The sequence below is a fragment of the Micromonospora sp. bgisy143 genome (genome assembly GCF_057708145.1).
Map to the genome: position 1 here is coordinate 75634 of NZ_JBYIRN010000009.1, position 25596 is coordinate 101229.

A 25596-nucleotide genomic window follows, 5' to 3' on the forward strand; every position below is an offset into this window, starting at 1 on the left:
GTTCGGCGACTCACAGGATTTTTCCAGGAAGCGTCCAGCGCCGGTGCAGTGAGGTCACCGATGATTGGGCCCATGCCCGCTACCCAGACCGAGGCGCGACTTCTCGTCGTCGAGGACGACCCCAACATCCTCGAACTGCTCTCCGCGAGCCTGCGCTTCGCGGGCTTCGACGTGGCGACCGCGACCAGCGGCAGCGCGGCCCTCAACGCCGCCAAGGACCACCGGCCCGACCTCGTCGTGCTCGACGTGATGCTGCCGGACCTGGACGGCTTCGAGGTCATCCGGATGCTGCGCGAGGGCGGTACGCGTACCCCGGTGGTCTTCCTGACCGCGCGGGACGCCACCGACGACAAGATCCGTGGGCTCACCCTGGGCGGCGACGACTACGTCACCAAGCCGTTCAGCCTGGAGGAGTTGACCGCCCGGATCCGCGCCGTGCTGCGCCGCACCAGCACCGGCGAGCAGGCCCCGTCCCGGCTCACCTTCGCCGACCTGGAGCTGGACGAGGAGACCCACGAGGTGCACCGCGCCGGGCAGCGGGTGCAGCTCTCGCCCACCGAGTTCAAGCTGCTGCGGTACCTGATGCTCAACGCCAACCGGGTGCTGTCCAAGGCGCAGATCCTCGACCACGTCTGGAACTACGACTTCCGGGGCGACGACAACATCGTCGAGTCCTACATCTCCTACCTGCGCCGCAAGGTCGACACCGGTCAGCCCCGGTTGATCCACACCCTCCGTGGCGTGGGGTACGTGCTGCGCAAGCCGGCGGCGTGAACCCGGTCCAGCAGGCAAAGGGACGGCTGCGGGGCGTACCCCTTCGGCTCAAACTGGTCACCTCGGTCCTCGCGCTGGTCGCCGTCGCGCTGCTGGTGATCAGCTCGCTGACCGCCTATCTCCTGCGCAACTACCTGGTCGGCCAGATCGACAACGAGCTGATCGGCTCGGCGCGCAACATCGAGACGGCGGTGGTGACCGCGCAGCAGGGGCGTCTTGGCGTACCGACCGACTACGTGGTGGTGGTGGTCAACCCGAACGGCGTTCGGGTCACCGTCTACGACGACAAGCGGTTCAACGTCGACGACCTGCCGCCGTGGCCCACCGACGCCGCCGGCTTCGAGAAGCTGGAGGGTAAGCCCTTCACGGTCCGCGCCCGGGACAGTCAGGTGCGGTGGCGGATGCTCTACACCGAGCTGCCCAACGGTCAGCTCGCCGCCATCGGTCAGCACCTCACCGACGTGGACCTCGCGGTCAAGCAACTCGTCTGGATCGACCTGCTGGTCGGTGGCGCGGTGCTGATCATGCTGGCCTCGGTCGGCGCGGCGATCGTCCGGACCAGTCTCAAACCCCTCGTCGAGATCGAACAGACCGCCGCCGCCATCGCCGGTGGCGACCTCACCCGCCGGGTGCCGGACCCCGAGCAGGGCCAGGAGCATCCCACCTCCGAGCTGGGCCGGTTGTCCCGCGCCCTGAACGCGATGCTCACCCAGATCGAGGCGGCGTTCACCGCCCGGGCGGCGTCCGAGACGGCTGCTCGGTCGGCGGAGAGCAGCGCCCGGGACGCGGCCGCCGCCGCCCTGGCGTCCGAGGCGCGGGCCCGGCGCTCCGAGGAACGGATGCGGCAGTTCGTGGCGGACGCCTCGCACGAGCTGCGGACCCCGCTGACCACCATCCGTGGCTTCGCCGAGCTGTACCGGCAGGGCGCGGCCCGTGCGCCGGAGCAGACCGCCGGACTGCTGCGCCGGATCGAGGACGAGGCGGCCCGGATGGGGCTGCTGGTGGAGGACCTGCTGCTGCTGGCCCGGCTGGATCGGGAACGCCCGCTCTCGCTCGCCCCGGTGGAGCTGCCGGTGCTCGCCTCCGACGCGGTACAGGCGGCCCGCGCGATGGCCCCGGACCGCCGGATCGACCTGGACATCGAGCCCGGATCGGGTCCGCTCGTCGTCTTCGCCGACGACGCGCGCCTGCGCCAGGTCATCGGCAACCTCGTCACCAACGCCCTCACCCACACCCCACCGGACGCCGAGATCCGCCTGCGCCTGCGCGCCGAACCGGGCAACCTGGCGGTCATCGAGGTGGCGGACACCGGCCCCGGACTCACCCCGGAGCAGGCGGAACGGGTGTTCGAGCGGTTCTACCGGGCCGACGCGGCACGGACCCGACGCGCCGACGGCAACACCGGCACGGGCCTCGGCCTGGCCATCGTCGCCGCTCTGGTGACCGCCCACCACGGGTCGGTCGAGGTCGCCGAGACGCCCGGCGGCGGGGCCACCTTCCGGGTCCGGCTACCGCTGCTGCCGTCGGACGAGGGCAGCGGCGAGTGACTTTCAGCCAACTTCCAGGACGGTTCCAGCTTGATCGCAGTGCCGAGGGAGAAGGTAGGGACATGACCGAGTTCGAGTCCGACCCGCAGCGCCGGCCGGCCCCCACCGACGCCGAGCCGTCGCACCCCACCGCCGAGCTGCCGCGCGACGAGCGCGCGCAGTCCGACTCTCCGACCACCCCCGTTCCGGTCGTGCAGACCGACGGGGACGCGACGCCGACCGCCGCCAGCCCGGCCGTCCCCGCCGCCTCCGACACGCCGACCACGCCCGTCGGCCAGCCCACCGGGTACGAGCCGCCGACCGTCGGCCAGCCCACCGGGTACGAGCCACCGACCGCCGGGTACCAGCCGACCGCTGCGCAGCCCACCGGGTACGAGCCGCCGGCCGCCGGCACGTCCGCGCCGCCGTACCCGGTCTCCGGCCACCCGACGCCCGGCCAGCACGGCTACCCGCAGCCGACCGACGGCCGCTACCCGGGTGCCCCCTGGTATGCGGGCCAGCAGTCCGGCTGGGCCGGCGGGGGCCAGCCGGGCGCCTACCCGCAGCACCCCCAGCACGCGCAGCACCCGGGACAGCCGGTGCCGCCCTGGGGGCCGCAGGTCACGCCGCCCGGCGCCGGCCCGCGCCCGGGTCGGATCGCCAAGTTCGCCGGCGCCGGTGTCGCGGTGTTCGCCCTGATGCTCGGCTCCGGCGTGGCCGGTGGGGCCCTCGCGCTCGCCCTCGACGGCGACCGCGGTGGCGTCACCCGCACCTACACGGCCGCCCCGGTGCTCAACAGCGCGGACCTGCCGAAGATCGCCGCCGCCGTACAGGACAGCGTCGTCTCCATCGCCACCGACAGTGGTGAGGGCTCCGGCGTGGTGCTCACCGCCGACGGCTACGTGCTCACCAACAACCACGTGGTCGCCTCCGCGAGCGGGGACACCGTGCAGGTGGTCTTCGCCGACGGCCGGAACGTCCAGGCGAAGATCATCGGCACCGACCCGAAGACCGACCTGGCGGTGGTCAAGGCCAACGGGGTGAGCGACCTCAAGCCGGCGAAGTTCGGGGACAGCGACGCCATGCAGGTCGGCGACCAGGTCCTCGCCCTGGGCAGCCCGCTCGGCCTCCAGGGCTCGGTGACCGCCGGCATCCTCAGCGCCCGGGACCGCACCATCCGGGCCGGCGAGGGCCAGCAGCAGGACCCGCGCCAGCAGGGCCAGACCGTCAGCTCGATCTCCGGCCTGCTCCAGACCGACGCGCCGATCAACCCGGGCAACTCCGGCGGCGCCCTGGTGAACACCCGGGGTGAGGTGATCGGCGTCAACACCGCCATCGCCACCTCCGGGCAGAGCACCGGCAACATCGGCGTCGGCTTCGCGATCCCCAGCAACAAGGCCAAGGACGTGGCGGGCAAGCTCCAGCGTGGCGAGAAGGTCAGCCACCCGTCGCTCGGGGTCGGCGTCAACCAGGCCGAGGGCGGCGGCGCGCTGGTCGCCTCGGTCACCCCGGGCAGCCCCGCCGAGAAGGCCGGCCTCCAGCAGGGCGACGTGGTCACCCGCTTCGGCGACAAGCCGATCAACGACTCCGACGACCTGGTCGGCGCGGTGCAGGCCGGCAAGGTCGGCGACCGGGTCGAGCTGCACTTCAAGCGCAACGGCGCCGAGAAGACGGTGACCGTGACGCTCGCCGAGACGTCCTGACCGACACCAGAACCTGCCTCCCTCCGGCGGCGGGTGGCGGAGCCAAGGGGGTTGGCTCCGTCACCCGCCGCTTCTTCCTCGGCGGTTCACCCTTACCGGGTGAGCCGCCGTCACCCGTGCACCCGGCAGGCTCGGCGGGCGAGCCGGCGAACGTACGGGGGTGGGCCGATGAACGGGGTGGACGACCAGGGGATCCAGCGGGACGTCCTGGCTGAACTGGCCTGGGATCCGCAGGTGCTGCCGAACGAGATCGGGGTGATCGTCGACCAGGGGGTCGTCACCCTGACCGGGTACGTCGACGGCGCTGCCAAGGCGTGGGCGGCCACCCGCTGCGCCCAGCGGGTCCGGGGGGTACGCGCGGTGGTCGACGGGATCGAGGTACGGCTGCCGGGGACTCCGGGGCGTACCGACGGTGACATCGCCCTCGCCGCGTCCCGCGCCCTCGAGTGGGACAGTTTCGTGCCTGCCGAGCGGCTCGACGTGAGCGTGGCCAACGGCTGGTTGATGCTGCGTGGCGAGGTCGAGTTCGGCTGGCAGCGCCGCGCCGCCGAGGGGGAGTTGCGCCGCCTCGACGGCGTCCGGGGGATCACGAACCTCGTCGAGGTGCGACCGTCGACGCCACCGCCGGACGAGCGGGCGCGACAGGACGTCCAGCGCGCGCTGGCGCGGACGCTCGGCGGGGAACGGGTGACCGTGGAGGTGGACGGCGACACGCTGGTCCTGGCCGGGGTGGTCCGGTCGTGGTGGGAACGGGACCAGGTGGAGCGGGTGGCGTGGTCGACGCCGGGTGTCCGGGTCGTGCACGACCATCTCCTGGTCGGCGGGTAAGCGTCCGTCTTGTCCGGTTTATTGGAAGCCGCCTGGGGAACCCGCCGCGAACCATGCCGACCGGGGGACCAACGGGGAGGACTCGTGGCCGTGAACCACCCGTCCGCTGACCGCCCGCCGGAGCGGTCGTTGCGCATCGCGATGGTGGTCCCGCCCTGGCTGTCCGTGCCGCCGCCCGGCTACGGCGGCCTGGAGCAGGTGGTGGCCGGCCTGGTGGACGCGTTGACGGCACACGGCCACGCGGTGACGCTGTTCGGCGCCGGTGACCACCACGGGACCGCCGCCAGCGGGTTCGTCTCCACCGTGCCGGAGGTGCAGTACGAGCGGCTCGGCGAGTCACTGCCGGAGCTGGCGCACCTGGCCCGGGTGAACCGCCTGATCACGCCCGCCGACTTCGACGTGATCCACGACCACAGCACGATCGGCCCGCTGGTGGCCGGCCGCCGGTCGGTGCCGACGGTGGCGACGGTGCACGGCAACCCGGTGGGCGAGTACGGCGACGTGCTCGGCGACGCCGACGAGGACGTCGCCCTGGTGGCCATCTCGCACGCCCAACGTCGACTCAACACCAGCCTGCCCTGGGCGGGGACCGTGCACAACGCGCTGGACCTGCGGGGCTTTCCGCGCAAGACCACGCCCGGCCCGGGGCCGGTGCTGTGGCTGGCCCGGTTCAGCCCGGACAAGGGCCCGGACGTCGCCATCCGCGCCTGCCGGGAGGCGGGCCTGCCGCTGCTGCTGGCCGGCAAGTGCAACGAGCCGGCCGAGCGGCGCTACTTCGAGCAGGTCGTCGCGCCGCTCGTCGACGACGACGTGACGGTCGTCTTCAACGCCGACCGGGCCGAGACCCTACGGATGCTCGTCGACGCCCGCTGCCTGATCATGCCGATCCAGTGGGACGAGCCGTTCGGAATGGTGATGCTCGAGGCGATGGCGACCGGCACGCCGGTGGTCGCGCTGGACCGGGGCGCGGTGCCCGAGCTGGTACGTCCGGGACGTACCGGGCTGGTCTGCCGGGAGCCCGCGGAACTGCCCGCCGCACTGCTGGCCGCACGGGAACTGGACCCGCAGGACTGCGTGGCGCACGTCGCCGAGAACTTCTCGGTCGAGCGGATGGCGTACGGCTATGAGGAGGTCTTCCAGCGGTTCGCCCTCGGACGGCCGGACGTCCGGCGGACGGCTACCGTCGCGGTGCGCTGACGGATCGCGCCCCGCATCAGACCCGTGCCGCGCCCAGTTCGGCGATCGCGGCGTCGAGCCGCTGCGCGTACGCCGGGCTGATTCCCCCCTCGCCGAGCCGGACGGTGACCTTCTCGCGCAGTCGGGCCACCGACGGCGCCAGCTCGTCCCGGCCGGACCCGACGGCGACGACCAGTTGGCCCAGCGATTGGCGCAGGTCGAGGCCGACGTCGCTGCGGATCTCCCCGTCCCGCACGCCGTCGTCGACCAACCCGTTGATCCGGTTGGCGGCCTCGGCGAGGGTGCCCGGCCCGGCGGTGGACGCCACGGTGGGCGGTGCCGACGAGGGCGCCGGTTGGCGTGGTGCGGTGGTCGGCGGATCGGTCGGCGGGGCACTGGGTGGGGGCGTCGTCGGCCCGGCCGCGGGTCCGGCCTGACGAACGGTCTTGTCATCGGGGAGCAGGGCCACGCCGGCCAGCGCCACCGCGACGGCCAGGACCACGGGGATCAACAGCAGCGCCGGTCGCCGAAGCGACCGGCCGGGCGGCGTCAGCGGCCGGACCGGGTCGCCGGCGCGTACCGCCGTCACGACGCCGACGGCCGCGCCCGGAGCCTCGCTCGGCGGTGGCGGCTGCGCCGGCAGGGGCGGGGTCGGCACCGCGATCGTGGCGGTCGGCGGGTCGGGCGTCAGCAGGTGGCCACGCAGCACGGCGGCGACCTGCCGGGCGGTCGGTCGATCGGCCGGATCGCGGGCCAGGCTGCGCAGACAGATCCGGGCGACCTCGACGGGCAGCTCCGGCACGCCGGCCAGCGTCGGCGCGGGACCCTCGGCGAGCGCGGCGGTGAGCTGCTCCCAGGTGTCCGCCGGGTACGGCACCCGTCCGGTCAACGCCTCGTGCAGCAGGACGCCGAGCGAGTAGACGTCGGTGGCGGGCTGGGCGGGCGCGCCGTCGAGACGTTCCGGGGCGACGTACGCCGGGGTGCCGAACGTGCCGCCGTCCTCGTCCTCGTCGGGTGCGCCGATCCGGGTGGCGATGCCGAAGTCGAGGACCTTCACCCCCATCGCGGTCATCATGACGTTGGCCGGGGTGATGTCCCGGTGCACGATGCCCAGCCGGTGCGCGGCGGCCAGCGCGTCGGCGACCTGCGCGCCCACCTCGACGGCCTCGGGCCACGGCAGCGGCCCCTCGGTGAGCCGCAGCTCCAACTCCTCGCCGCTGAGCAGCTCCATCACGACGAACGAGGTGATGGAGCCGTCCGGGTCGACCGTCTCGCCGTAGTCGTGCACCGACGTCACGTGCGGGTGCACCAGTTGGGCGGCGGCGCGTGCCTCCTCCCGCACCATGTCGCGGAACCGCGCGTCGGCGGCCAGCGAGGCGGCGAGCACCTTGAGTGCCACGAAGCGGTCGAGCACCTCGTCCCGCGCGCGCCAGATGACCGACATGCCGCCGGCACCGATCTGGTCGATGAGTCGGTACCTGCGGGCCAGCAAGCGGCCCGGATGCAGTGCTGCCTTCACGGATCGCACCTGCCCTCGGGGTGGGAGCGGTATCAGGTTGCGCGAATGTGTCCACCCTGTCAACGCCGACGGTACGGATCGTCGGCGGACGGTGGCTGGGGTGCGCCGACCGTCCGGTGACGGCGGCCTGTGAGGTGGGCGGCGGGCCCGTGCCAGGATGAGGACATGGCTCCGGGACCGGTGGCGTTCGTACTCGGCGGCGGCGGAGTGCTCGGCGCCGTCGAGGTGGGCATGCTGCGCGCCCTGTTCCGCGCCGGCATCCAGCCCGACATGGTGCTCGGCACGTCGATCGGCGCGGTCAACGGCGCGCTGGTCGCCGCCGACCCGTCCGAGGCGGTGACCGACCGGCTGGTCCGGCTCTGGGCGTCGCCCGAGGCCAGCGAGGTGTACGGCGACTCGGTCGCCCGGCAACTGCGCCGCTTCGCCGCCCGTACCCACCTGCACTCGCCCCGGCCGCTGCGCCGGCTGCTGGAATCCGAGTTGGGCGTGGACACCACCTTCGCCGACCTGCGGGTGCCGTTCCGCTGCTGCGCCGCGCACATCGAGCGGGCCGCCGAGCACTGGTTCACCAGCGGACCGGTGGTGCCGGCGGTGTTGGCGTCGGCGTCCGTGCCGGGCCTGCTCCCGCCCAAGGAGATCGACGGTGCGCACTACATCGACGGTGGCATCGTCAACTCCATCCCGATCGGCGAGGCGGTGGCCGCGGGCGCCGGCCAGATATTCGTCCTCCAGGTGGGCCGGATCGAACGGGAGCTGACGCCGCCGCGTCGACCGTGGGAGATCGCGCAGGTGGCGTTCGAGATCTCCCGCCGGCACCGGTTCTTCCGGGAGATGGCCGCGCTACCCGAGGGGGTGGAGGTGCACGTCCTGCCGACCGGCGGACTCGATCCGCGCGACGACACGCCGTGGGCGTACCGGGACATGGCGGCGGTGGGCCGCCGGATCAGCCGGGCGTACACCGCGTCCCGCCGCTACCTCGCCACCCACGTGGCACGCTGATGCCGCTGCCTCCCAGGTGGTTACGGCGGCTGTTGATCGCTCCCGCCGTGGTGCTGCTGGCGATCGTCGTGGTGACCACGCTGCCGGTCTGGGCGCTGCTGGCCGCGGCCGCGTCACCGCTGGTCCCGGGCCGCTTCCGCCCGCTGCGGCTGCTCTGGATCGGCTGCGTCTACCTGGTCTGGGACGCCGCGGCGCTGCTCGCCCTCTTCGTCCTCTGGCTGGCCTCCGGCTTCGGCTGGCGCAGCCGGTCGCCGGCCTTCCAGCGTGCGCACTACGTGCTCGCCGGTTGGTTCCTTCGGGTGCTGTTCTGGCAGGCCCGCTGGTCGCTGCGGCTGACCATCGACGTGGTTGGCACCGACCCGGACACCGCCCTGCCCGGCCGACCCGAGTTGGTGCTGTGCCGACACGCGGGGCCGGGCGACTCGTTCATCCTGATCCACGGGCTGGTCAACTGGTTCAAGCGGGAGCCGCGGATCGTCCTGAAGGACAGTCTCCAGTGGGATCCGGCGATCGACGTGCTGCTCAACCGGTTGCCCAACCGGTTCATCGCGCCCACGGCGGATCGCGGCGAGGAGACCGTACGCCAGGTCGGGCACCTGGCCACCGGCCTGGACGACAACGACGCCTTCGTGATCTTCCCGGAGGGCGGCAACTTCACCCCGAGGCGGCGACTGCGCGCCATCGCCCGGCTGCGCTCGCTCGGCCTCGAACGCATGGCGCGGCGCGCCGAACGGATGCGTCACGTGCTCGCCCCGCAGCCCGGTGGGATGCTCGCCGCGTTGGACGCCGCACCGGACGCCGGGGTCATCTTCGTCGCACACACCGGGCTGGACCGGATGCTCACCATCGGCGACGTGTGGCGGGAGCTGCCCATGGACAAGCGGATCGTGATGCGGTTCTGGTCGGTGCCGCCCGAGGAGGTGCCCACCGGACGGCAGCAGCGCATCGACTGGCTCTTCGACTGGTGGGCGCAGATCGACACGTGGATCGCGGCTAATCGCGAGGTCTCCGCGTAGGGTGCGCTCGTGGACCAGATCTGCGTGGTGACGACGGTGGTGGATGCGCGTTCGGTCGCGGACGTGCTGGCGGCCGCGGCCGTCGCCGGGCGGCTCGCCGCCTGTGCCCAGGTCGGCGGTCAGGTGGACAGCACCTACTGGTGGCGTTCCGGGGTGGAGACCAGCACCGAGTGGTCCGTGCAGTTCAAGACCGCACCGGACCGGTTGGCCGCGCTGGTGGACCAGATCCGGGTGAGCCATCCGTACGAGGTGCCGGAGATTCTGGTGTCCAGGGTGGAGTGTGGCGACCCCGGCTACGCGGCCTGGGTGCACGACCACACCCGACCCTAGGTACGCCTACTCTGGGCCGTACCCCACCGGCTTCTCGATGATGACCGGGTGGACGACACCCGCTATCCCTGCCCCGCCTGCGGCGCCCCGGCCGATCTGAGTGCCGGTTGTGCCGGTTGCCGCCGCCCACCGGACCCGGTCGCGGCCGAGGTGGTTCGACTCGGCCGGGAGGTGGCTCGACTCGAACCGGAGGTCGAGCGGGCCCGCCGGACGTACACCGAGTTGGCGGCCGTGTTGACGGCGACCTCGCGGCGCCGTGCGGAGCTGGCGGCGGTCGTCCGTGCGCAGGTGGCGGCGGCGACGCCGAGCGCGCAGGTGGCGGCGGGTACGCCGAGCGTGCCGGCGGCGGCGGTCGTCCCGCCGACGCCGGTGGGTGGCGCCGTGGGGGCGCTGCCGCCCGGCGTGCCGGAGACCTCGACGCGGACGGTCCAGGGGCTGCTGTTCGTTCTGGGTGGACTCCTGCTCGGTACGGCGGCGGTGGTCTTTACGGCGGTGGCCTGGGCGGCCGTGGGGGTCGGTGGCCGGGCTCTGATCCTGGCGGCGGTCACCGCTCTCGTGCTGGCCGGCCCGCTGGTGGCGGTCCGGCGGGGTCTGCGGGGGACGGCGGAGACGTTCGCCGCGGTGGGCCTGCTGCTGGTGTTGCTGGACGGGTACGCCGCCTGGTCGGTGAACCTGGGCGGGGTGGCCGACTGGCCGGGTAGCCGCTACGCCGCGCTGGCCGGGGGGGCCAGCGCGGCGGTCGCCGTCGGGTACGGGCGGCTCAGTGGGTTGGCGGGTCCCTGGTTCGCCGCCCTGCTGGTGAGCCAGCCGGTGCTGCCGCTGCTCGCGGCGGAAGCAGAGGTCGGCGCGTCCGGCTGGACGCTGGTGCTGCTCGGGGTGGCCCTGCTCGACCTGGTGGTGCTGGTCGCGCTGGGCGACGGGGAGAGCGGGGTCCGGCTCGCCGGTCGGGTGCTCGCCGGGGTGGGCCACGTCGGCGCGCTGGTCGCCGCCGCCGCGTGTGCGCTGGTGCCGTTGCTGCTGGGGCACGCGGCGGGCTCACCACTGCTGGCCGGCGCGCCGTTGCTGCTGGTCGCGGTGACGGGGGTCGGCGCGGCGTGGCTGGTCGGCGGTCCGGCGCTGCGGGCGGTGGCCGGCGGGCTGCTGGTTCCGGTGCTCGCCGCCGCGCTGCTGCGCCCGGTGGGTGAACTGCGTCCGTCGCTGCTGCTGCTCGCGGCGTCAGCGGTGGCGCTCGCCCTGGCCGGGGCGGTGCGGTTGCTCCCGGTCGGCTGGCGTACCGGGCCGCGTGCCGGCGCGCTGCTGGTCGCGGCCGGTACGGCGCAGCTCGCCGTGTTGATCGCCGGCGGGTTGGCGGTGGCCGCCGCCGCCCGGTCGCTGCCGCCGTGGCACGGGGCCCGGATGGGGCCGGACCTGAGTTGGGGTTGGCAGGTGGCGCCCGCCGTGGCGCTGGCGCTGGTCGCGACCGTCTCGCTGCTGCCCCGGCGCGCGTGGGTGGCGCTGGCCTCGGCGGGCGCGGTGGCGGTGCTGCTCGCCGTCCCGGCCGGCTGGACGGCGTCGTGGGCGACGGTGGTGGCCGTGGACCTGGTGGGTGGGTCCGTGCTGCTGCTCGGCGTGCTGGCCCGTCCGGCCGCCCGGCCGGCGATCCTGTTCGGCTGGGCGGCCGGTGGCGCGGTCCTGCTCGGGCACGCGCTGCTGGTGGCGTTTGCCGATCCGGTCGGCGTGGTGGTGGTGCTGGGCGTCGGGACGGTGCTCGGGGTCGCGGTGGCGGCGCGGCGGGGGACCGGGGCGTACCGCGCGGTGGCGGGCGGGGGTCTGCTGGTCGCGCAGCTCACGCTGCCCGGTCTGGCAGCGGCGGCGCTGTTCGCGGCCGGTGCGCCGCCGTGGTGGCAGACCCGGGTGGCCCTGGTCGCCGCCGGGCTGTCGCTGGTCGCGACGCTCGCGGTGCGTGGTCGTCGGGCCGACCTCCTGGGGTACGCGGTGACGGGCGGGGTGGTCGCGGTGCTCGCGGCCGGAGTCGCGCCGCTGCTGGCGGCGGGGGACGAGCCGGTGTCGCTGTACGCCGCGCTGGCGGCGCTGGGCGTCGCGCTCGTCGCCCGTTGGGGCGACCCGTCGACGTCCGCCGACGAGACGGCCGTGCCGGTGGAGCAGTCGACGGGCGAGCCGGCCGAGGCCGGCGGGGTGGCGGTCGGGGGGCCGGCGACCATCGGGGGATCGGCAGCGGCCGGCCCCGCGGGGCTGCTGGCAGCGGCGGGGGTGGTGCTGGCGGGGGTCGCGGTGCTGGCCGCGCTGCCGGCGATCGGGAAGGCGCTGATCGCGCCGTACGGCATCCCGGGGCCGGTCTGGTCCGGCGCGCCGACCGCCGCCGCCGACCGAGGACTGTTCCCCGCCGGGCTGGCGCTCGTCGCGCTGGCGGTGGCGGCGGCCGGTTCGCGGGTACGCCCACCGGTGCTGACCGCCGTGCCGTTCGCCGCCGCCGCGCTGCCGGTGCTGCTCGTCGCGGTGGGCGCGCCCTGGCCGGTGCTGCCGGCCGCCATCCTGCTCGCCGGGGTGTCCGCGCTGCTGCTCGCCGCTCTGGTCACGCCCCGGCCGGCGCTCGCGTCGATCGTCGTGCCGACGGGAGCGGTGCTCGTCGTGGCCGGGGTGACCGGGCTCCTGGCCACCCGGCCCGGCACGCTCGCCGCCGAGGGCGCGCTCCTGGTGGCGGCCGTGGTCGTCGCCGTGGGGGCGCGGGTCGGCGCGGTACGGGTCGCCGGCAGCGTCGCGGCGGTGGGCGCCGCGTGCGCGTTGGCGGTGACGGCGCCGCTCGCCGCCGGGCAGCCGGTGCGGGCGGCGGCGTACCCGCTGCTGGGGGTGGCCGTGCTCGTCCTCGCGGCGGCAGCCCTCGCGAGCGGCCGGCGGGTGGCGGTCGGTCGGGTGCTGGACGCCGCCGCGCAGGCGGTGGCGCTGGTGGCGGCGGTGCTCGCCGTCGAGTCGGCCCGGCCTCTCGCGACCGTCTGCGTGCTGTGGGGGGCGGCCGTGGCGCTGCGGCTGCTGCGGCGGAGCGAGCCGGCCGGTCGACGGTGGCGGTTCGCCGCCATCGCCGCCGGTAGCGAGCTGATCGGGGCGTGGGTGCTGCTCGCGGCGGGCGGGGTGACCGTGCTGGAGGCGTACACCCTGCCGGCCGGGGCGCTCGCCGTCGGCGCGGGGCTGGTGGCGTTGCGGACCCGGCCGGGGCTGACCAGTTGGCCGGCGCTCGGTCCGGGGCTCGCCGCGGCGCTGCTGCCGAGCCTGGCGTCGGTGCTGGCCGGCTCGGACCCGCAGCCGTGGCGGCGGTTGCTGCTCGGGGTGGCGGCGCTGGGTGTGGTGCTGGCCGGGGCCCGCCGCCGCTGGCAGGCGCCGGTGCTGGTCGGCGGCGGCGTGCTGGCGGTGCTGGCGCTGCACGAACTGGCCCGGAGTTGGGATCTGCTGCCCCGGTGGATCTACCTGGGCGTCGGCGGGTTGGCGTTGATCGGGTTGGCCGCCAGCTACGAGCGGCGGCGGCGCGACCTGGCCCGGCTGCGCTCCGCGGTGGCCCGACTGGGCTGAGCCCGGTGCCGGGGGTAGGGCCCGCCCTACCCCCGGTTCGGGGGTTCCCAGGGTTACTCAGCGCAACGGATCCGGCGAGAGTTGACAGTGCGCCCGGACCAGCCGGTGAGGGCCCAACGTCGAACGGGGGAACAGCGATGGCGCTCGGAGCGGTGGCGGAACGGCCGGTGCGACGGCGGGGAAGTGATTACGCACAGTTGTCCCGACGGGTCAGTCAGGCCGGCCTGCTGGAACGGCGGCCCGCCTCGTACGTCGCCCGGATCGTGCTCACCCTCGGCGCGTTCGTGGCCGGTTGGGTCGCCGTGGCGCTCGTCGGCGACTCCTGGTGGCAGGTGGCGCTCGCGGCCGTGCTGGCGGTCGCCACCACCCAGGTCGCGTTCCTGGGCCACGACGCGGGACACCGCCAGATGTTCCGTCGTCGCCTTCCCAGCGAACTGGTCGGGTTGGTCGCCGGCAACGCGGCGGTGGGGCTCAGCTACGGCTGGTGGGTCGACAAGCACAACCGGCACCACGCCAACCCGAACCACGAGGACGAGGACCCGGACGTCGGCGCGGGCGCCCTGGTGTGGACGTACGAGCAGGCGCTGGGCACCCGGGGGTTCGGCCGGTGGCTGGCCCGCCGGCAGGCGTACCTCTTCTTTCCGATGCTGTTGCTGGAGGGCCTGAACCTGCACGTGGCGAGCATCCGCGCGATCGTCGGCCGGGGGCCGGACGGCCGGTACGCCACCCCGATGCGGCACCGCGCGGTCGAGGCGATGCTGCTCGCCGCGCACACGATCGGTTACGCGGGGCTGCTGCTGGCGGTCATGTCGCCCGGCAAGGCGCTGCTCTTCGCCGCCGTGCATCAGGGGCTGTGGGGCCTCTACATGGGCTGCGCATTCGCGCCGAACCACAAGGGCATGCCGATGCCGACCGCCGAGGACGAGCTGGACTTCCTGCGCAAGCAGGTCCTGACCTCGCGCAACGTGCGGGGCAGCCGGCTGGTCGACACCGCGCTGGGCGGGCTCAACTACCAGATCGAGCACCACCTGTTCCCGAACATGCCCCGGGCCAACCTGCGCCGGGCGCAGCCGATCGTGCGCGCCTACTGCGCCGAGCAGGGCATTCCATACGCGGAGACGGGGTTGGTCGAGTCGTACCGGCAGGCGCTCGCTCACCTGCACGAGGTGGGCCGGCCGCTGCGCGGCTGACGCGTCCCGCTGTGCCGTCCACCGGTGGCGCGTCCGACCCGTCGGACGCGCCACCGGTAGGGTCTGGTCATGGCAGACCTGCTCACCGCGGACGCGGTGCGGAAAGAGCTGGGCGGGTTGTCCGACTGGTCGGGCGACCCGACCGGCATCGGCCGGACCGCCCAGCTCAGCAGTTTCCTGGAGGCCATCGCGGTGGTTGACCGGGTGGCGGCGGTGGCCGAGGAACTCGACCACCATCCCGACATCGACATCCGATGGCGGACCCTGACCTTCCGCTGTGTCACGCACTCGTCCGGCGGGGTCACCCACCGGGACTTCGAGCTGGCCAGGCGGATTGACGACATCGTCCGGAGCGCGGCATGAGATTCGAGATCAGCAAGGTGCTGGACGCCATCGAGGGGCGGGTCTGCACCGATCCGTCGCTGGCCCGGGCGGTGCTCGACCTGGCCGAGATCATCCGTTACCAGGACATCGACGGCGGTCGGCCGGCGAGCCTGCTGCGCCTCGGCATGGTCATCGACGCGCTCTCCCGCGAGCTGGAGGAGGACAGCGTCCAGGTGTACGCGATCGTGCACCGGGCGCTGCTCTCCGACGCCGACCTGACCTCCAACGAGCGGATGGTGGTGCGTCGCTGGGCGGACGACGGGCTGGTCGAGGTGCTCGACAATCCGGGCGACCGGATGTTGGAGGTGGCCGACCTGCTGGGTGTGCCGGTGCTCACCCGGGTCCGGTTCGACGGGTTGCGCGGGCGGTTCCCATGGCTGGTCGAGCAGCCCGGCCGGGTGGTCGCACCGGTGCCGGGCGCGGGCGGTCCGGTGTTCATCGCGCACGTCGGCGGCGGGCGCGCCCCGGTCGCCGGCAAGCGCTCGCCCACCGGGGCGAAGCTGCTGGCCCGCCAGTGGCGGTGCCCGGAGTCGGGGTGCGCGCTGTTCGGCAGCGGTGGCGGGGGTGGCGCGTTCGCCGACCTCGCCGGCGGCGCCGACCGCAGCCCGGCCGCGCAGCCGCCGCCCTCGCTGCGTAACGGCGTACCGACCTGCCCCCGGCACGGCGCGCGGCTCGGTGACGTCGGTCCGCGTCCGCGTACGGAGGTGCTCGCGGTACGCGTCGGCGGCCTGGTCCGGCGGCGGTTCGTGCTGAGCGAGGAGCAGCCCATCGTGGCCGGCCGGGCACCCGAGCAGGAGGGCGGGATCATGCTCGGGCAGTGGCTCAACGACGAGGCCCGGCGGTGGATCAGCCGGGGTCACGTCCGCTTCGAGCTGCGGGTCGGCGAGGTCATCGTGACCGACATCAGCACCAACGGCTCGGGCATCCGACCGGCCGGCTCGATGACCGAGTCGGACCGGATTCCGCTCGCCCCGCAGCAGTCCCGGGTGCTGGGCGAGAACGACATGATCGAGCTGTACCCCGGCGTGCAGATCGGCCGCGCCGAGGAACTGCCCACCGGCGCCCCGTTCACCCCCACCTCGGTGATGGCCGAGGCCCCCACCATGGCGATGCGCCTACCCCGCCCCTGACCCACCCCGCGCCAACCGGGCCCGGACACCCGCGTCGATCATGAAGTTATCGCCACGACACGCCGATGTGGCGGGCAATAACTTCATGATCAACGGGGCGGGTGTCAGGCGGCCAGGACCTCGGTGAGGGTCTTGATGGCCTGGTCGATCTCCTCCTCGGTGATGACCAGGGGTGGGGCCAGGCGGATGGTCGAGCCGTGGGTGTCCTTGGCGAGGATGCCGCGCGCCATCAGCCGCTCGCACGCCTCGCGTCCGCTCATCAGCGCCGGGTCGATGTCCAGACCGGCCCAGAGGCCCCGGACGCGTACGCCCACGAGGCCCTTGCCGAGCAGCCCCTCCAGGCCGGCCCGCAGCCGCTCGCCCAGTTCGGCCGAGCGGCGCTGGAACTCGCCCGTCGCCAGCAGCCGGACCACCTCGGTGGCCACCGCGCAGGCCAGCGGGTTTCCGCCGAAGGTGGAGCCGTGCTGGCCGGGCTTGAGCACACCGAGCACGTCGCTGTTCGCGGCCACCGCGGAGACCGGCACGATGCCGCCGCCGAGCGCCTTGCCCAGCAGGTACATGTCCGGTACGACGCCCTCGTGGTCACAGGCGAAGGTACGGCCGGTACGCCCCAGACCCGACTGGATCTCGTCGGCGATGAACAGTACGTTCCGGTCGGTGCAGACCTGGCGTACGCCGGGCAGGTAGCCCTCGGGCGGCACCACCACGCCCTGCTCGCCCTGGATCGGCTCCAGCAGCACGGCGACGGTGTTGTCGTCGATCGCGGCAGTGAGGGCGTCCAGGTCGCCGTACGGGACGACCGTGAAGCCCGGGGTGTACGGCCCGAAGTCGGCGCGGGCGTCCTCGTCGGTGGAGAAGCTGACGATGGTGGTGGTCCGCCCGTGGAAGTTGCCGTCGGCCACGATGATGTTCGCCTGGCCGGCCGGTACGCCCTTGACCTGGTAACCCCACTTGCGGGCCACCTTGATGCCGGTCTCCACGGCCTCGGCGCCGGTGTTCATCGGCAGCACGAGGTCCTTGCCGCACAGCTCGGCCAGTTCCCGGCAGAAGTCGGCGAACTGGTCGTGGATGAAGGCGCGGCTGGTCAGCGTCAGCCGGTCCAGTTGGGCGTGCGCCGCGGCGATGAGCTGCGGGTGCCGGTGACCGAAGTTGAGCGCCGAGTAGCCGGCGAGGCAGTCCAGGTAGCGCTTGCCGTCCACGTCGGTGAGCCACGCGCCCTCGGCCGACGAGATCACCACCGGCAGCGGGTGGTAGTTGTGCGCCGTCCAGCGCTCGGCGTCCCGGACCGCTCCCGGCGTACGCAGCTTGTCGTCCACGATCACTTGCTTGCCTTTCCCTGACGGAGTCGCAGCGTGCAGCACTTCGGTCCGCCGCCGGCCTTGCGTAGCTCGGAGAGGTCGACCCCGATGGTTTCGTAGCCCCGGTCGCGCAGCTTGGCGGCCAGGTCGGTGGCCTGCGCGGGCAGCACCACGTGCCGTCCGTCGCTGACCGCGTTCAGGCCCAGCACCTCGGCGTCGGCCATGGTGGCGTGCACGGCGTCGGGGAAGAGTCGGCGCAGCACGGCCTGGCTGCCGGGGGAGAACGCCTCCGGCAGGTACGCCACGGTCCGCTCGTCGAGGACGGTCAACGCGGTGTCCAGGTGGTAGAAGCGCGGGTCGACGAGCTGCATGGTGATTACCGGGTAGCCGAAGACCTCCTGCAACTGGGCGTGCGCGGCGTGCGCGGTCCGGAAGCCGGTACCGGCCAGCAGGTGGTCGCCGGCCAGCAGGACGTCGCCCTCACCCTCGTTGACGTGCTTCGGGTCGTACAGCTCGAAGCCGGCGGCCTCGAACCAGGCCCGGTAGGCCGGCGCCTCGTCGGCGCGCTGCGGGTCGCGGAACTGCACGGCCATCGCCTTGCCGTCGATCACGGTGCCACCGTTGGCGGCGAAGACCATGTCGGGCAGGCCGGGCACCGGAGTGATCTCTTCGACGGTGTGGCCCAGGTCGAGGTACGTCTGGCGAAGCTGCTCCCACTGCCGGACGGCCAGCGCGGCGTCGACCGGCGCGCTCGGGTCCATCCAGGGGTTGATGGCGTAGTCGACGGCGAAGTACGTCGGCCGGCACATCAGGAGGCGCTGGCTGGTGGCGTCCATCGTCATTGTCCTGCTCCCAGGGGTCGGGCGCGCCCGGCCACCGTGGCCCACGGGCTGGCGCCGTTGCTCAACGTTATGCGGCGTCAGCGGCAGGATCCACCACCGAGGGTTGCGCAGATCGCAGATTCGTTGCGTATGAGGGGTGCTCGGCTGCGATTCGTTGTGTGAACAGGCCGGCGGCCCGCGGTTGGCGCGGGGCGCGAGGGGTGCGCGCACACCCTTTGCTCTGCTTCAACCGCCGCAACAGTTTCGGTGCCTCGCTGTTGCGCCGGTTGAAGCAGAGCAAAGACGGAAAGGGGGAGGGAGGGGTGCCCGCGAGGTCTTCTCCGGGAGTCGACCATGCGAGCCGATGTGCGGCCCCCGGACGCACTTCAGGGGCGGCGAATCGCCGCCCCTGAAAGGGTGTCGCCCTGCTGGTGAACCACCTTCGGGCTGCCGGCGAACCGCCGGCTCTTCGCCGGTGCACCACCGGCGAGCCGAACAGTGCCCGCTAGAAACGGTCGACAAACTGTGAGTCAAGCCACTCGCGGAGGCGCTGCACCCAGTCGCCGTCCGTGGTCGGCCACACGAACTGACCGGTCATCGCCAGCACGCCGATCACCACGGCCGCGAGCCCGATGAGGATGCCGAACAGCGCGTCGGTCTTGCCGGCGACGTGCCGGCGGCGGGTCGCCATCAGGCCGAGCACCGAGAGCACCGCGCCGACCGCGCCGAGCCCGATGCCGTACCCGGCCAGGGTGCCGCTCAGCACGAACAGCGCGCCGACCACGGAGACGATCAGGCCGAAGGTGGCCAGCAGGCTGGCCCGCGGCTTCGGGCCGCGCGTCACCGGCGTCGGCTCGGTGTCGCGGCCGAGGGTGGTGTCGAGCGGACGGTCGGTCGCGTCGGGCCGCGTGGTCGTCGTCCGGTCGAGGTCGGTGTCGCGCTCGGGCCGCCGGGTGGTCGTACCGTCGAGGTCCTTGTCGCGTTCGATGGTCGGGGCTGCGACCGCCGTCGCGGCGGCGCCCGCCTTGCCGTCGACCGGCCGCGCAGCGGCGGACCGGTTCTCGCCCTCCGTGGTGCGGGCGGTCTCGGTCTCCGCCGGCCGGGCGGTGGCGGCACGGGCCACGGCCGCGCGCTCCGCGGCCCGCCGCTCGGCCTCGCCGGTGCGCCCGGTCCGTCCGGCGGTCGCCGTGGCGTCGCCGGTCGCCGTGGTGCTGCGGTACGTCGTCCGGTCGGCGTCCCGGTCGGTGCCGACCGGTCGACCGTCGGTGTCGCCGACCCGGTCCGCCTCGGTGACCGTGGTATCGCGATTGTCAATGTTCTCGTCCCGGGTCGGCGTCTGCTCGGACCGCCGGGACAGCGAAGGAATCCTGACCACTACACACCTCCTGTTGACTGCGTGGTGGCCGACGTTCAGGGGTGGCACCCACGCGCTGCGACCCCGAAATACCCACTTGGGTGTTTCCTGACACCGATTCCGGGTACGGCCGGCGTGGCGGCCGCCCCGACATGGCTGGCTATCCTTGGCACCCGTGCCAGAGGGACACACGATCCACCGCCTGGCGGCCCGGCACGCCGAGCTGTTCGCCGGTGACAAGCTGCACGCCGCCAGCCCGCAGGGCCGCTTCGCCGAGGGCGCCGCGCGGCTCTCCGGCACCGTCCTGGAAGGCACCGAGGCGTACGGCAAGCACCTGCTGCACCACTTCGCCGACGAGGTGACCCTGCACGTGCACCTCGGGCTGTACGGCAAGTTCACCGACGGTTCCGGAACGCCACCCGAGCCCGTCGGCCAGGTGCGGCTGCGGCTCGCCAGTGACCGGCACTGGCTGGACCTGCGCGGTCCGACCGCCTGTGAACTGCTCACCCCGCCCGAGGTCGACACCCTGCGCGCCCGGCTCGGCCCGGACCCGCTGCGCGCCGACGCCGACCCCGAGCGGGCGTACGTCCGGATCTCCCGCAGCCCGACGCCCCTCGCGGCGCTGCTGCTGGACCAGTCGGTGGTGGCCGGCACGGGGTTGATCTTCGTGACCGAGGCGCTGTTCCGGGCCGGGCTGCCGCCCACGATGCCCGGTCGGGCGCTCACCCGGGCCGGCTGGGACGCGCTCTGGGTCGACCTGGTCGCGCTGATGCGCCTCGCCCTGGCGCAGGGTCGGATCGACACCGTCCGCGACGCCCACCTGCCCGAGGCGATGGGTCGGCCGGCGCGCGTCGACCGTCACGGCGGCGAGGTGTACGTCTACCGCCGCGCCGGTGACCCCTGCCACATCTGTGGCACCGAGGTCAGTCGTGGCGACCTGGTCGGCCGCAACCTCTACTGGTGCCGTACCTGCCAGACCGGCTGACCCTCGACGTCACTCGCCGCCGAGCAGCCAGCGGACCACCTCGATCTGGTGCGTGAAGACGACCTCGTCGGCGATGCTCCAGGCCAGGCAGTGGCCGATCGTCCAGCCCCGGACCCGCTCGACGTCCAGCCCGAGGTCGGCGCTGAGCCGGTCGAGCCGGTGCCGGACGGCGGCCGGCGAGTGCCCCAGCTCCGGACCGCGTACGAGTGGCACCACCGAGAACTCCCGCTCACCGGTCAGCGGCTTCGGGTCGATCGCCAGCCAGGGGGAGCGCTCGGCGGCGAGCACGTTGCCGGCGTGCAGGTCCTGGTTGACGAGCACCTGCTCGCCCTGGCTCGCCGACAGGTCGACCAGCAGGGCGCGCGCCGCGTCGAGGAGCCGCCGCTCGTACGGTCGGCCGGCCCGTTCCCAGCTCCGCGGTATCCGGTCCAGCCAGCCGGCGGCCTCCTCGGCGAGCGGGGTGAACGGCGCGCCGGCCGGTCGCCAGAGCCGGGGCAGCAGCTCGACCGCCGCGTCCAGGGCCCGGTCCATCGGCAGCTCGTGCAGGGGCGTACCGGGGCGGCAGCGCTCCACCAGCAGCGCGCGCCGCTCGACGTCGTGAGCGAGCAGCCGGATCGCGCCGTCGCCGTCCCAGTGGGCGAGCGCGTGAGCCTCGTGCCGGCTGTCCTGGTCCGGGAACTGGATCTTGAGCACCGCCGGCGTGCCATCGGGCAGGTCGGCGGGGAGCGCCACCGAGGCGTACGCGTACCGGAACGGCGGACCGAGGCGCAGCGACCACCGCTCGGCGCACTCCGCCACCAGCGTGGGCAGCGCGGTCAGCCAGGCCCGGCCGACCGCCGACGCGCGTACCCAACCAAGTCCCTCGGGCAGCTCCATCCCGCCATCCTGCCCGTGCCGGGGGAGTGGGCCATACGGGGTGGACACCTGATCGGAGATCCGGGAGCCTGTCGTGGTGCGACCGGGACCGTTCCTGCGGGAGACCCTGCTGCGCGCCGGGATGCGCGATGTCGTCGCGGTCGAGCCGGCGGCGGGCGGGCTCGCGGCGCTCGCCGGCATCGCCACCCGCCGGGATGCGCCGCCGGTGTTCGTCAAGGCGTTCGCCGAGACGCCGGCCGACGACGTCTTCCACGCCGAGGCCGACGGGCTGGCCGCGCTGCGCGACCTGGGCGGTGTGGCCACGCCCGACGTGATCCGCGCGGACCGGGACGTGCTGGTGCTGTCGATGCTGCGACCACGGCCGAGCAGTGAGGTGTTCTGGGAGCGGTTCGCGCACCTGTTGGCCCACCTGCACCTGAGCACGACCCATCCGCGCTTCGGGTGGCACCGGGACAACTGGCTGGGGCGTCGCCGGCAGGTCAACACCTGGCACGACGACGGGTTCGCGTTCTTCGCGCAGCACCGGCTGCTCCGCTGGCTCGGCGAGCCCCGTGTGGACGCCGCACTCGACCGGGAGGACCGGGCCGCGCTGGAACGGCTCTGCGCCCGGCTGCCCGAGCTGCTGCCGGTCCGGCCGGCCTGCCTCACCCACGGTGACCTGTGGGCGCAGAACATCCTGGCCACCCCGGACGGGGAGCCGGCGCTGATCGACCCGGCGGTGTCGTACCTGTGGGCCGAGGTCGACCTCGCGCACGTCTGGACGACGTCGCCCCCGCCGGAGGCGCGGCGGTTCTTCGACGTCTACGCCGAACTGACGTCGCTCGACAACGGTTGGCAGGCCCGGATGCCGATCGTCCAATTGCGACAGCACCTCGCGGTGCTGGCCCAGTTCGACGACGATTGGGGCGCGGCCGACCAGATCCGTGCCACGCTCGCACCGTTCCGCAGCAGGACGTGACCCAGGAGGCCCCGTGACACCCGACGACGAGAAGTTCCTCCGCCGTGCCGTGGAGATCGCCAGCCAGGCCGGCGCGTCCGGCGAACGGCCGTTCGGCTCGTTGCTGGTCGACGCGAACGGTGTCGTCCTCATCGAGGACCACAACACCGTGGTCTCGGACTCGGACATCACCGCCCATCCGGAGCTGAAGCTGGCCCGCTGGGCCGCCCGGGAGCTGTCCACCGAGGTGGCCGCCGGCACCACCATGTTCACGAGTTGCCAGCCCTGCCCGATGTGTGCGACGGCGATCGACCGTTCCGGTCTCGGCCGGGTGGTGTACGCGCTCTCCAGCGAGCAGTTCGAAGCGGTCAAGCCGGCCACCCCGGCGCTGCCTCCGGTGCGCTACGAGGGGCCGGCGCTGTTCGAGGAGGCGCGTCGGCCGATCGACGACCACTACTAGGGATCTGGGCGCGAATTGACAGTGAGCCGGCTGCCGGAGCAGGGTTGAGGGGGGTGACAACGATGTCAACGGGCAAACGGGATGATGTTCCTCATGATCCCTGTCGCGCCGTACCCACGTCGGCCGGCCGGTTCCGGGCGTACCGTTAGCGGGTTTTCCGGCGCGGACCCGGTCCGTCCGCCGATCCTTGCCGTATGCCCCTTCGCTCCTCGACGGTGACCAGCTGAGATGACCGACGCGCCCCGCTTCGACGCCGAACCGACCCCTGCCCCGGCAGAGGTGCCCGACCTGCCCGACCTGGACGGGTTCCTCGCCGACCAGACCCGCACGCTGCTCGACACGGCCCGCCGGTCGGTCCGGCCCGAAGGCGGCTTCTGGTGGCTGACCGACGACCGGACCCCGGACCGGGGTGAAGCCGTCTACACCTGGATCACCTGTCGGATGACCCACGTGGCCGCGCTCGCCCACCGCAACGGCGACCCGGACGCCGCCGCGATCGTCGACCACGGCATCGCCGCGCTCGACACGCTGCTGCGTGACGACCGGTACGGGGGCTGGTTCAGCGCCGTGGACCAGCACGGCACGCCGATCAACGAGCGCAAGGCCGGCTACGACCACGCCTTCGTGCTGCTCGCCGCGTCGAGCGCCGCCCGGGCCGGACGTCCCGGCGCGGACCGGCTGCTCGCCGACGCGCTCAGCGTGGTCCTGGACCGGTTCTGGGACGACGAGGCGGGCGCGGTCCGCGAGTCGTGGAACCGCGACTGGACGGTCACCGAGGACTACCGCGGCGCGAACAGCAGCATGCACATGGTCGAGGCGTACCTCGCCGCTGCCGCCGCCACCGGCGACCCGAGCTGGACCGACCGCGCCCTGCGGATCGCCACCCACCTCGTGCACACCGAGGCCGCCCGGCACGACTGGCGACTGCCCGAGCACTTCACGGCCGACTGGACGCCGCTGCTCGACTACAACCGGGACCAGCCCGCGGACCCGTTCCGGCCGTACGGCTCGACGATGGGCCACTGGCTGGAGTGGGCCCGACTGCTCCTGGAGTTGGAAGCCGTCCTGCCGCAGCCGCCGGGCTGGCTGCTCGCCGACGCCCGTACCCTCTTCGCCGCCGCCCTACGACGCGGCTGGGCGGTCGACGGCGCGGACGGCTTCGTCTACACGATCGACTGGGACGACCGGCCCGTGGTCCGCTCCCGGATGCACTGGGTGCTGGCCGAGGCCGTCGGCGCGGCGATCACCCTCTACCGCCGCACCGGGGACGCCGGCTACGCCGACTGGTACCGGGTCTTCTGGGCGTACGCGCGCCGCTACCTGATCGACGGCACCGGCTGGCGGCACGAGCTGGACGAGCGGAACCTGCCCGCCGACACGGTCTGGCACGGTCGACCGGACGTCTACCACGCGTACCAGGCGGTGCTGCTGTCCCGCTCGGCCGACGCTCTCGGCGGCCCCGGCCCGCTCGCCCCGGGCACGGTGACCGCATGATCGTGGTAGCGGGAGAAGCCCTCATCGACCTGGTGGTCACCCCCGAGGGGCAGCGCGCGGTACCCGGTGGCTCGCCGGCCAACGTGGCGGTCACCCTGGCCCGGCTCGACCAGCCGGTACGGCTGCTCGCCCGGCTCGGCCCCGACGAGTACGGCCAGCAGATCGCCGAGCACCTGGCGGCCAACCAGGTGGACCTGCGGTGGGCCGTCCGCGCCCCCGAACCAACCTCGGTGGCGGTCGCCACCCTCGACGCCACCGGCCAGGCCAGCTACGAGTTCCGGCTGGACGGCGCGGCGGACTGGCAGTGGACCGCGCAGGAGCTACCCGACCTTGCCGACTCGTCGGCGACGGCCCTGCACACCGGGTCGCTCGCCCTCGCGCTCGACCCCGGCGCGCAGGTGCTGGAAGGGCTGCTCGCCCGCGAACGCGAACGCGACACGCTCACCCTCTCGATCGACCTCAACCTGCGCCCGAGCATCGTCACGGACCGGGCCGCCGAGCAGCAGCGGGTACGCCGGCAGGTACCCCTCGCGCACCTGGTCAAGGCCAGCGACGAGGACCTGGCCTGGCTCTACCCGGACCGCTCGATCGCCGACGTGATGGCCGAGTGGCGCGAGGCCGGGGTGTCCTGCGCGGTGGTGACCCGGGGTGGCGACGGCGCCTGGCTGCTCGCCCCGAACGGCGTGCTCCACGAGCAGCCGGCCGTACCCACCACGGTGGTCGACACCGTCGGCGCGGGCGACTCGTTCACCGGCGGTCTGCTGGCCGCCCTGGCCGACATCGACGCGCTCGGCGACCGTCCCGCCGACCGGCTCGCCGCCGTGACCGAGCAGCAGTGGACGACGGTGCTCCGCCAGGCGGCGACGGTCGCCGCCCTGACCTGCGCCCGCCGAGGCGCCAACCCCCCAACCCAAGCAGAGCTGCAAGCCCTCCTGGCAGCCCCGCGCTAAACGCGCCCCGCGCCCTACCCGCCCCGCCCTGCCCGCGCAGCCCTGCCCGCCCGCCCCGCCCGCCCTGCCCGTCCCGCCCTGCCCGTCCCGCCCTGCCCGGGTCGATCATGGACTCATGATGGGCGTTCCGTAGTGTTTTGCGGCATATACGAGGCACCACAAGTCCATGATCGCCGGGGCCGTCACCCCGAGACCTTCGCGATCTTGCACTTTCTGTTGCGACAAACGGTGCACTTCTGTGCAGAGCGACAACAGAAAGTGCAAGATCGCGAGGGGTCCGGGTGG

Annotated in this window: 22 protein-coding genes; 17 read left to right on the forward strand and 5 right to left on the reverse strand. The window is 73.6% G+C overall.

Going from position 1 to position 25596, the window contains the following annotated elements:
- The first annotated feature begins 72 nt into the window (after positions 1-72).
- From AC3EN4_RS13575 to AC3EN4_RS13595, 5 genes are all read left to right on the forward strand, one after another.
- Positions 73-774, forward strand: coding sequence for a response regulator transcription factor (locus AC3EN4_RS13575; RefSeq protein WP_422736714.1), 702 nt, complete (start codon positions 73-75; stop codon positions 772-774).
- Positions 771-2321: a sensor histidine kinase gene (locus AC3EN4_RS13580; RefSeq protein WP_435206244.1), complete on the forward strand. Its 1551-nt coding sequence runs from the start codon at positions 771-773 to the stop codon at positions 2319-2321. The genes AC3EN4_RS13575 and AC3EN4_RS13580 overlap by 4 nt, the downstream gene beginning before the upstream one ends.
- A gap of 62 nt (positions 2322-2383) precedes the next feature.
- Entirely contained in the window at positions 2384-4003 is a 1620-nt protein-coding gene (locus tag AC3EN4_RS13585) for a S1C family serine protease (RefSeq protein ID WP_435206245.1), read from the forward strand.
- 168 nt (positions 4004-4171) lie between these two features.
- Complete coding sequence (locus AC3EN4_RS13590) at positions 4172-4831, forward strand: BON domain-containing protein (protein WP_435206246.1); 660 nt, start codon at positions 4172-4174, stop codon at positions 4829-4831.
- A 141-nt stretch (positions 4832-4972) separates the two neighbouring features.
- A complete protein-coding gene (locus AC3EN4_RS13595; protein ID WP_435206322.1) occupies positions 4973-6028 on the forward strand; it encodes a glycosyltransferase family 4 protein in 1056 nt (351 codons plus the stop codon).
- A 16-nt stretch (positions 6029-6044) separates the two neighbouring features.
- Here AC3EN4_RS13595 and AC3EN4_RS13600 read toward each other — a convergent pair whose 3' ends face one another.
- Positions 6045-7526, reverse strand: coding sequence for a serine/threonine-protein kinase (locus AC3EN4_RS13600; protein ID WP_435206247.1), 1482 nt, complete (start codon positions 7524-7526; stop codon positions 6045-6047).
- Positions 7527-7691: 165 nt separating this feature from the next.
- Here AC3EN4_RS13600 and AC3EN4_RS13605 point away from each other — a divergent pair, with 165 nt between their 5' ends.
- From AC3EN4_RS13605 to AC3EN4_RS13635, 7 genes are all read left to right on the forward strand, one after another.
- Positions 7692-8525, forward strand: coding sequence for a patatin-like phospholipase family protein (locus tag AC3EN4_RS13605; protein ID WP_435206248.1), 834 nt, complete (start codon positions 7692-7694; stop codon positions 8523-8525).
- Positions 8525-9541 carry a 1-acyl-sn-glycerol-3-phosphate acyltransferase gene (locus AC3EN4_RS13610; RefSeq protein WP_435206249.1) on the forward strand — a complete coding sequence of 339 codons (1017 nt, stop codon included), beginning with the start codon at positions 8525-8527 and terminating at the stop codon, positions 9539-9541. The genes AC3EN4_RS13605 and AC3EN4_RS13610 overlap by 1 nt, the downstream gene beginning before the upstream one ends.
- 9 nt (positions 9542-9550) lie before the next feature.
- Entirely contained in the window at positions 9551-9871 is a 321-nt protein-coding gene (gene cutA, locus AC3EN4_RS13615) for a divalent-cation tolerance protein CutA (RefSeq protein ID WP_422736707.1), read from the forward strand.
- Between the two features lie 48 nt (positions 9872-9919).
- Positions 9920-13432, forward strand: a complete 3513-nt coding sequence (locus AC3EN4_RS13620; protein WP_435206250.1) for an SCO7613 C-terminal domain-containing membrane protein — start codon at positions 9920-9922, stop codon at positions 13430-13432.
- Positions 13433-13569: 137 nt separating this feature from the next.
- Entirely contained in the window at positions 13570-14622 is a 1053-nt protein-coding gene (locus AC3EN4_RS13625) for a fatty acid desaturase family protein (RefSeq protein ID WP_435206251.1), read from the forward strand.
- A 69-nt stretch (positions 14623-14691) separates the two neighbouring features.
- Positions 14692-14985 (forward strand): 4a-hydroxytetrahydrobiopterin dehydratase, encoded by a 294-nt coding sequence (locus AC3EN4_RS13630; protein ID WP_435206252.1) that lies wholly within the window; start codon positions 14692-14694, stop codon positions 14983-14985.
- The gene (locus AC3EN4_RS13635) at positions 14982-16136 is read left to right on the forward strand and encodes an FHA domain-containing protein (protein ID WP_435206253.1); all 1155 of its coding nucleotides are present in this window, start codon (positions 14982-14984) and stop codon (positions 16134-16136) included. The genes AC3EN4_RS13630 and AC3EN4_RS13635 overlap by 4 nt, the downstream gene beginning before the upstream one ends.
- A 104-nt stretch (positions 16137-16240) precedes the next feature.
- On the opposite strand, the gene rocD is transcribed toward AC3EN4_RS13635, so the two are convergent.
- From rocD to AC3EN4_RS13650, 3 genes are all read right to left on the reverse strand, one after another.
- A complete protein-coding gene (gene rocD / locus AC3EN4_RS13640; RefSeq protein WP_435206323.1) occupies positions 16241-17455 on the reverse strand; it encodes an ornithine--oxo-acid transaminase in 1215 nt (404 codons plus the stop codon).
- Complete coding sequence (gene ddaH / locus AC3EN4_RS13645; RefSeq protein WP_435206324.1) at positions 17455-18270, reverse strand: dimethylargininase; 816 nt, start codon at positions 18268-18270, stop codon at positions 17455-17457. The genes rocD and ddaH overlap by 1 nt, the downstream gene beginning before the upstream one ends.
- Before the next feature lie 490 nt (positions 18271-18760).
- Positions 18761-19630 (reverse strand): thrombospondin, encoded by an 870-nt coding sequence (locus AC3EN4_RS13650; RefSeq protein ID WP_435206254.1) that lies wholly within the window; start codon positions 19628-19630, stop codon positions 18761-18763.
- A gap of 154 nt (positions 19631-19784) precedes the next feature.
- Here AC3EN4_RS13650 and AC3EN4_RS13655 point away from each other — a divergent pair, with 154 nt between their 5' ends.
- Positions 19785-20594 (forward strand): Fpg/Nei family DNA glycosylase, encoded by an 810-nt coding sequence (locus AC3EN4_RS13655; protein WP_435206255.1) that lies wholly within the window; start codon positions 19785-19787, stop codon positions 20592-20594.
- Positions 20595-20603: 9 nt separating this feature from the next.
- Here the strand turns inward: AC3EN4_RS13655 and AC3EN4_RS13660 are convergent, their stop codons facing one another.
- Complete coding sequence (locus AC3EN4_RS13660; RefSeq protein WP_435206256.1) at positions 20604-21470, reverse strand: aminoglycoside phosphotransferase family protein; 867 nt, start codon at positions 21468-21470, stop codon at positions 20604-20606.
- Between the two features lie 73 nt (positions 21471-21543).
- Here AC3EN4_RS13660 and AC3EN4_RS13665 point away from each other — a divergent pair, with 73 nt between their 5' ends.
- From AC3EN4_RS13665 to AC3EN4_RS13680, 4 genes are all read left to right on the forward strand, one after another.
- Complete coding sequence (locus AC3EN4_RS13665; RefSeq protein WP_488179827.1) at positions 21544-22428, forward strand: fructosamine kinase family protein; 885 nt, start codon at positions 21544-21546, stop codon at positions 22426-22428.
- 13 nt (positions 22429-22441) lie between these two features.
- Positions 22442-22867 (forward strand): nucleoside deaminase, encoded by a 426-nt coding sequence (locus AC3EN4_RS13670; protein WP_435206258.1) that lies wholly within the window; start codon positions 22442-22444, stop codon positions 22865-22867.
- A gap of 228 nt (positions 22868-23095) precedes the next feature.
- A complete protein-coding gene (locus AC3EN4_RS13675; RefSeq protein ID WP_435206259.1) occupies positions 23096-24361 on the forward strand; it encodes an AGE family epimerase/isomerase in 1266 nt (421 codons plus the stop codon).
- Positions 24358-25311 carry a carbohydrate kinase family protein gene (locus AC3EN4_RS13680; protein WP_435206260.1) on the forward strand — a complete coding sequence of 318 codons (954 nt, stop codon included), beginning with the start codon at positions 24358-24360 and terminating at the stop codon, positions 25309-25311. The genes AC3EN4_RS13675 and AC3EN4_RS13680 overlap by 4 nt, the downstream gene beginning before the upstream one ends.
- The last annotated feature ends 285 nt before the right edge of the window (positions 25312-25596 follow it).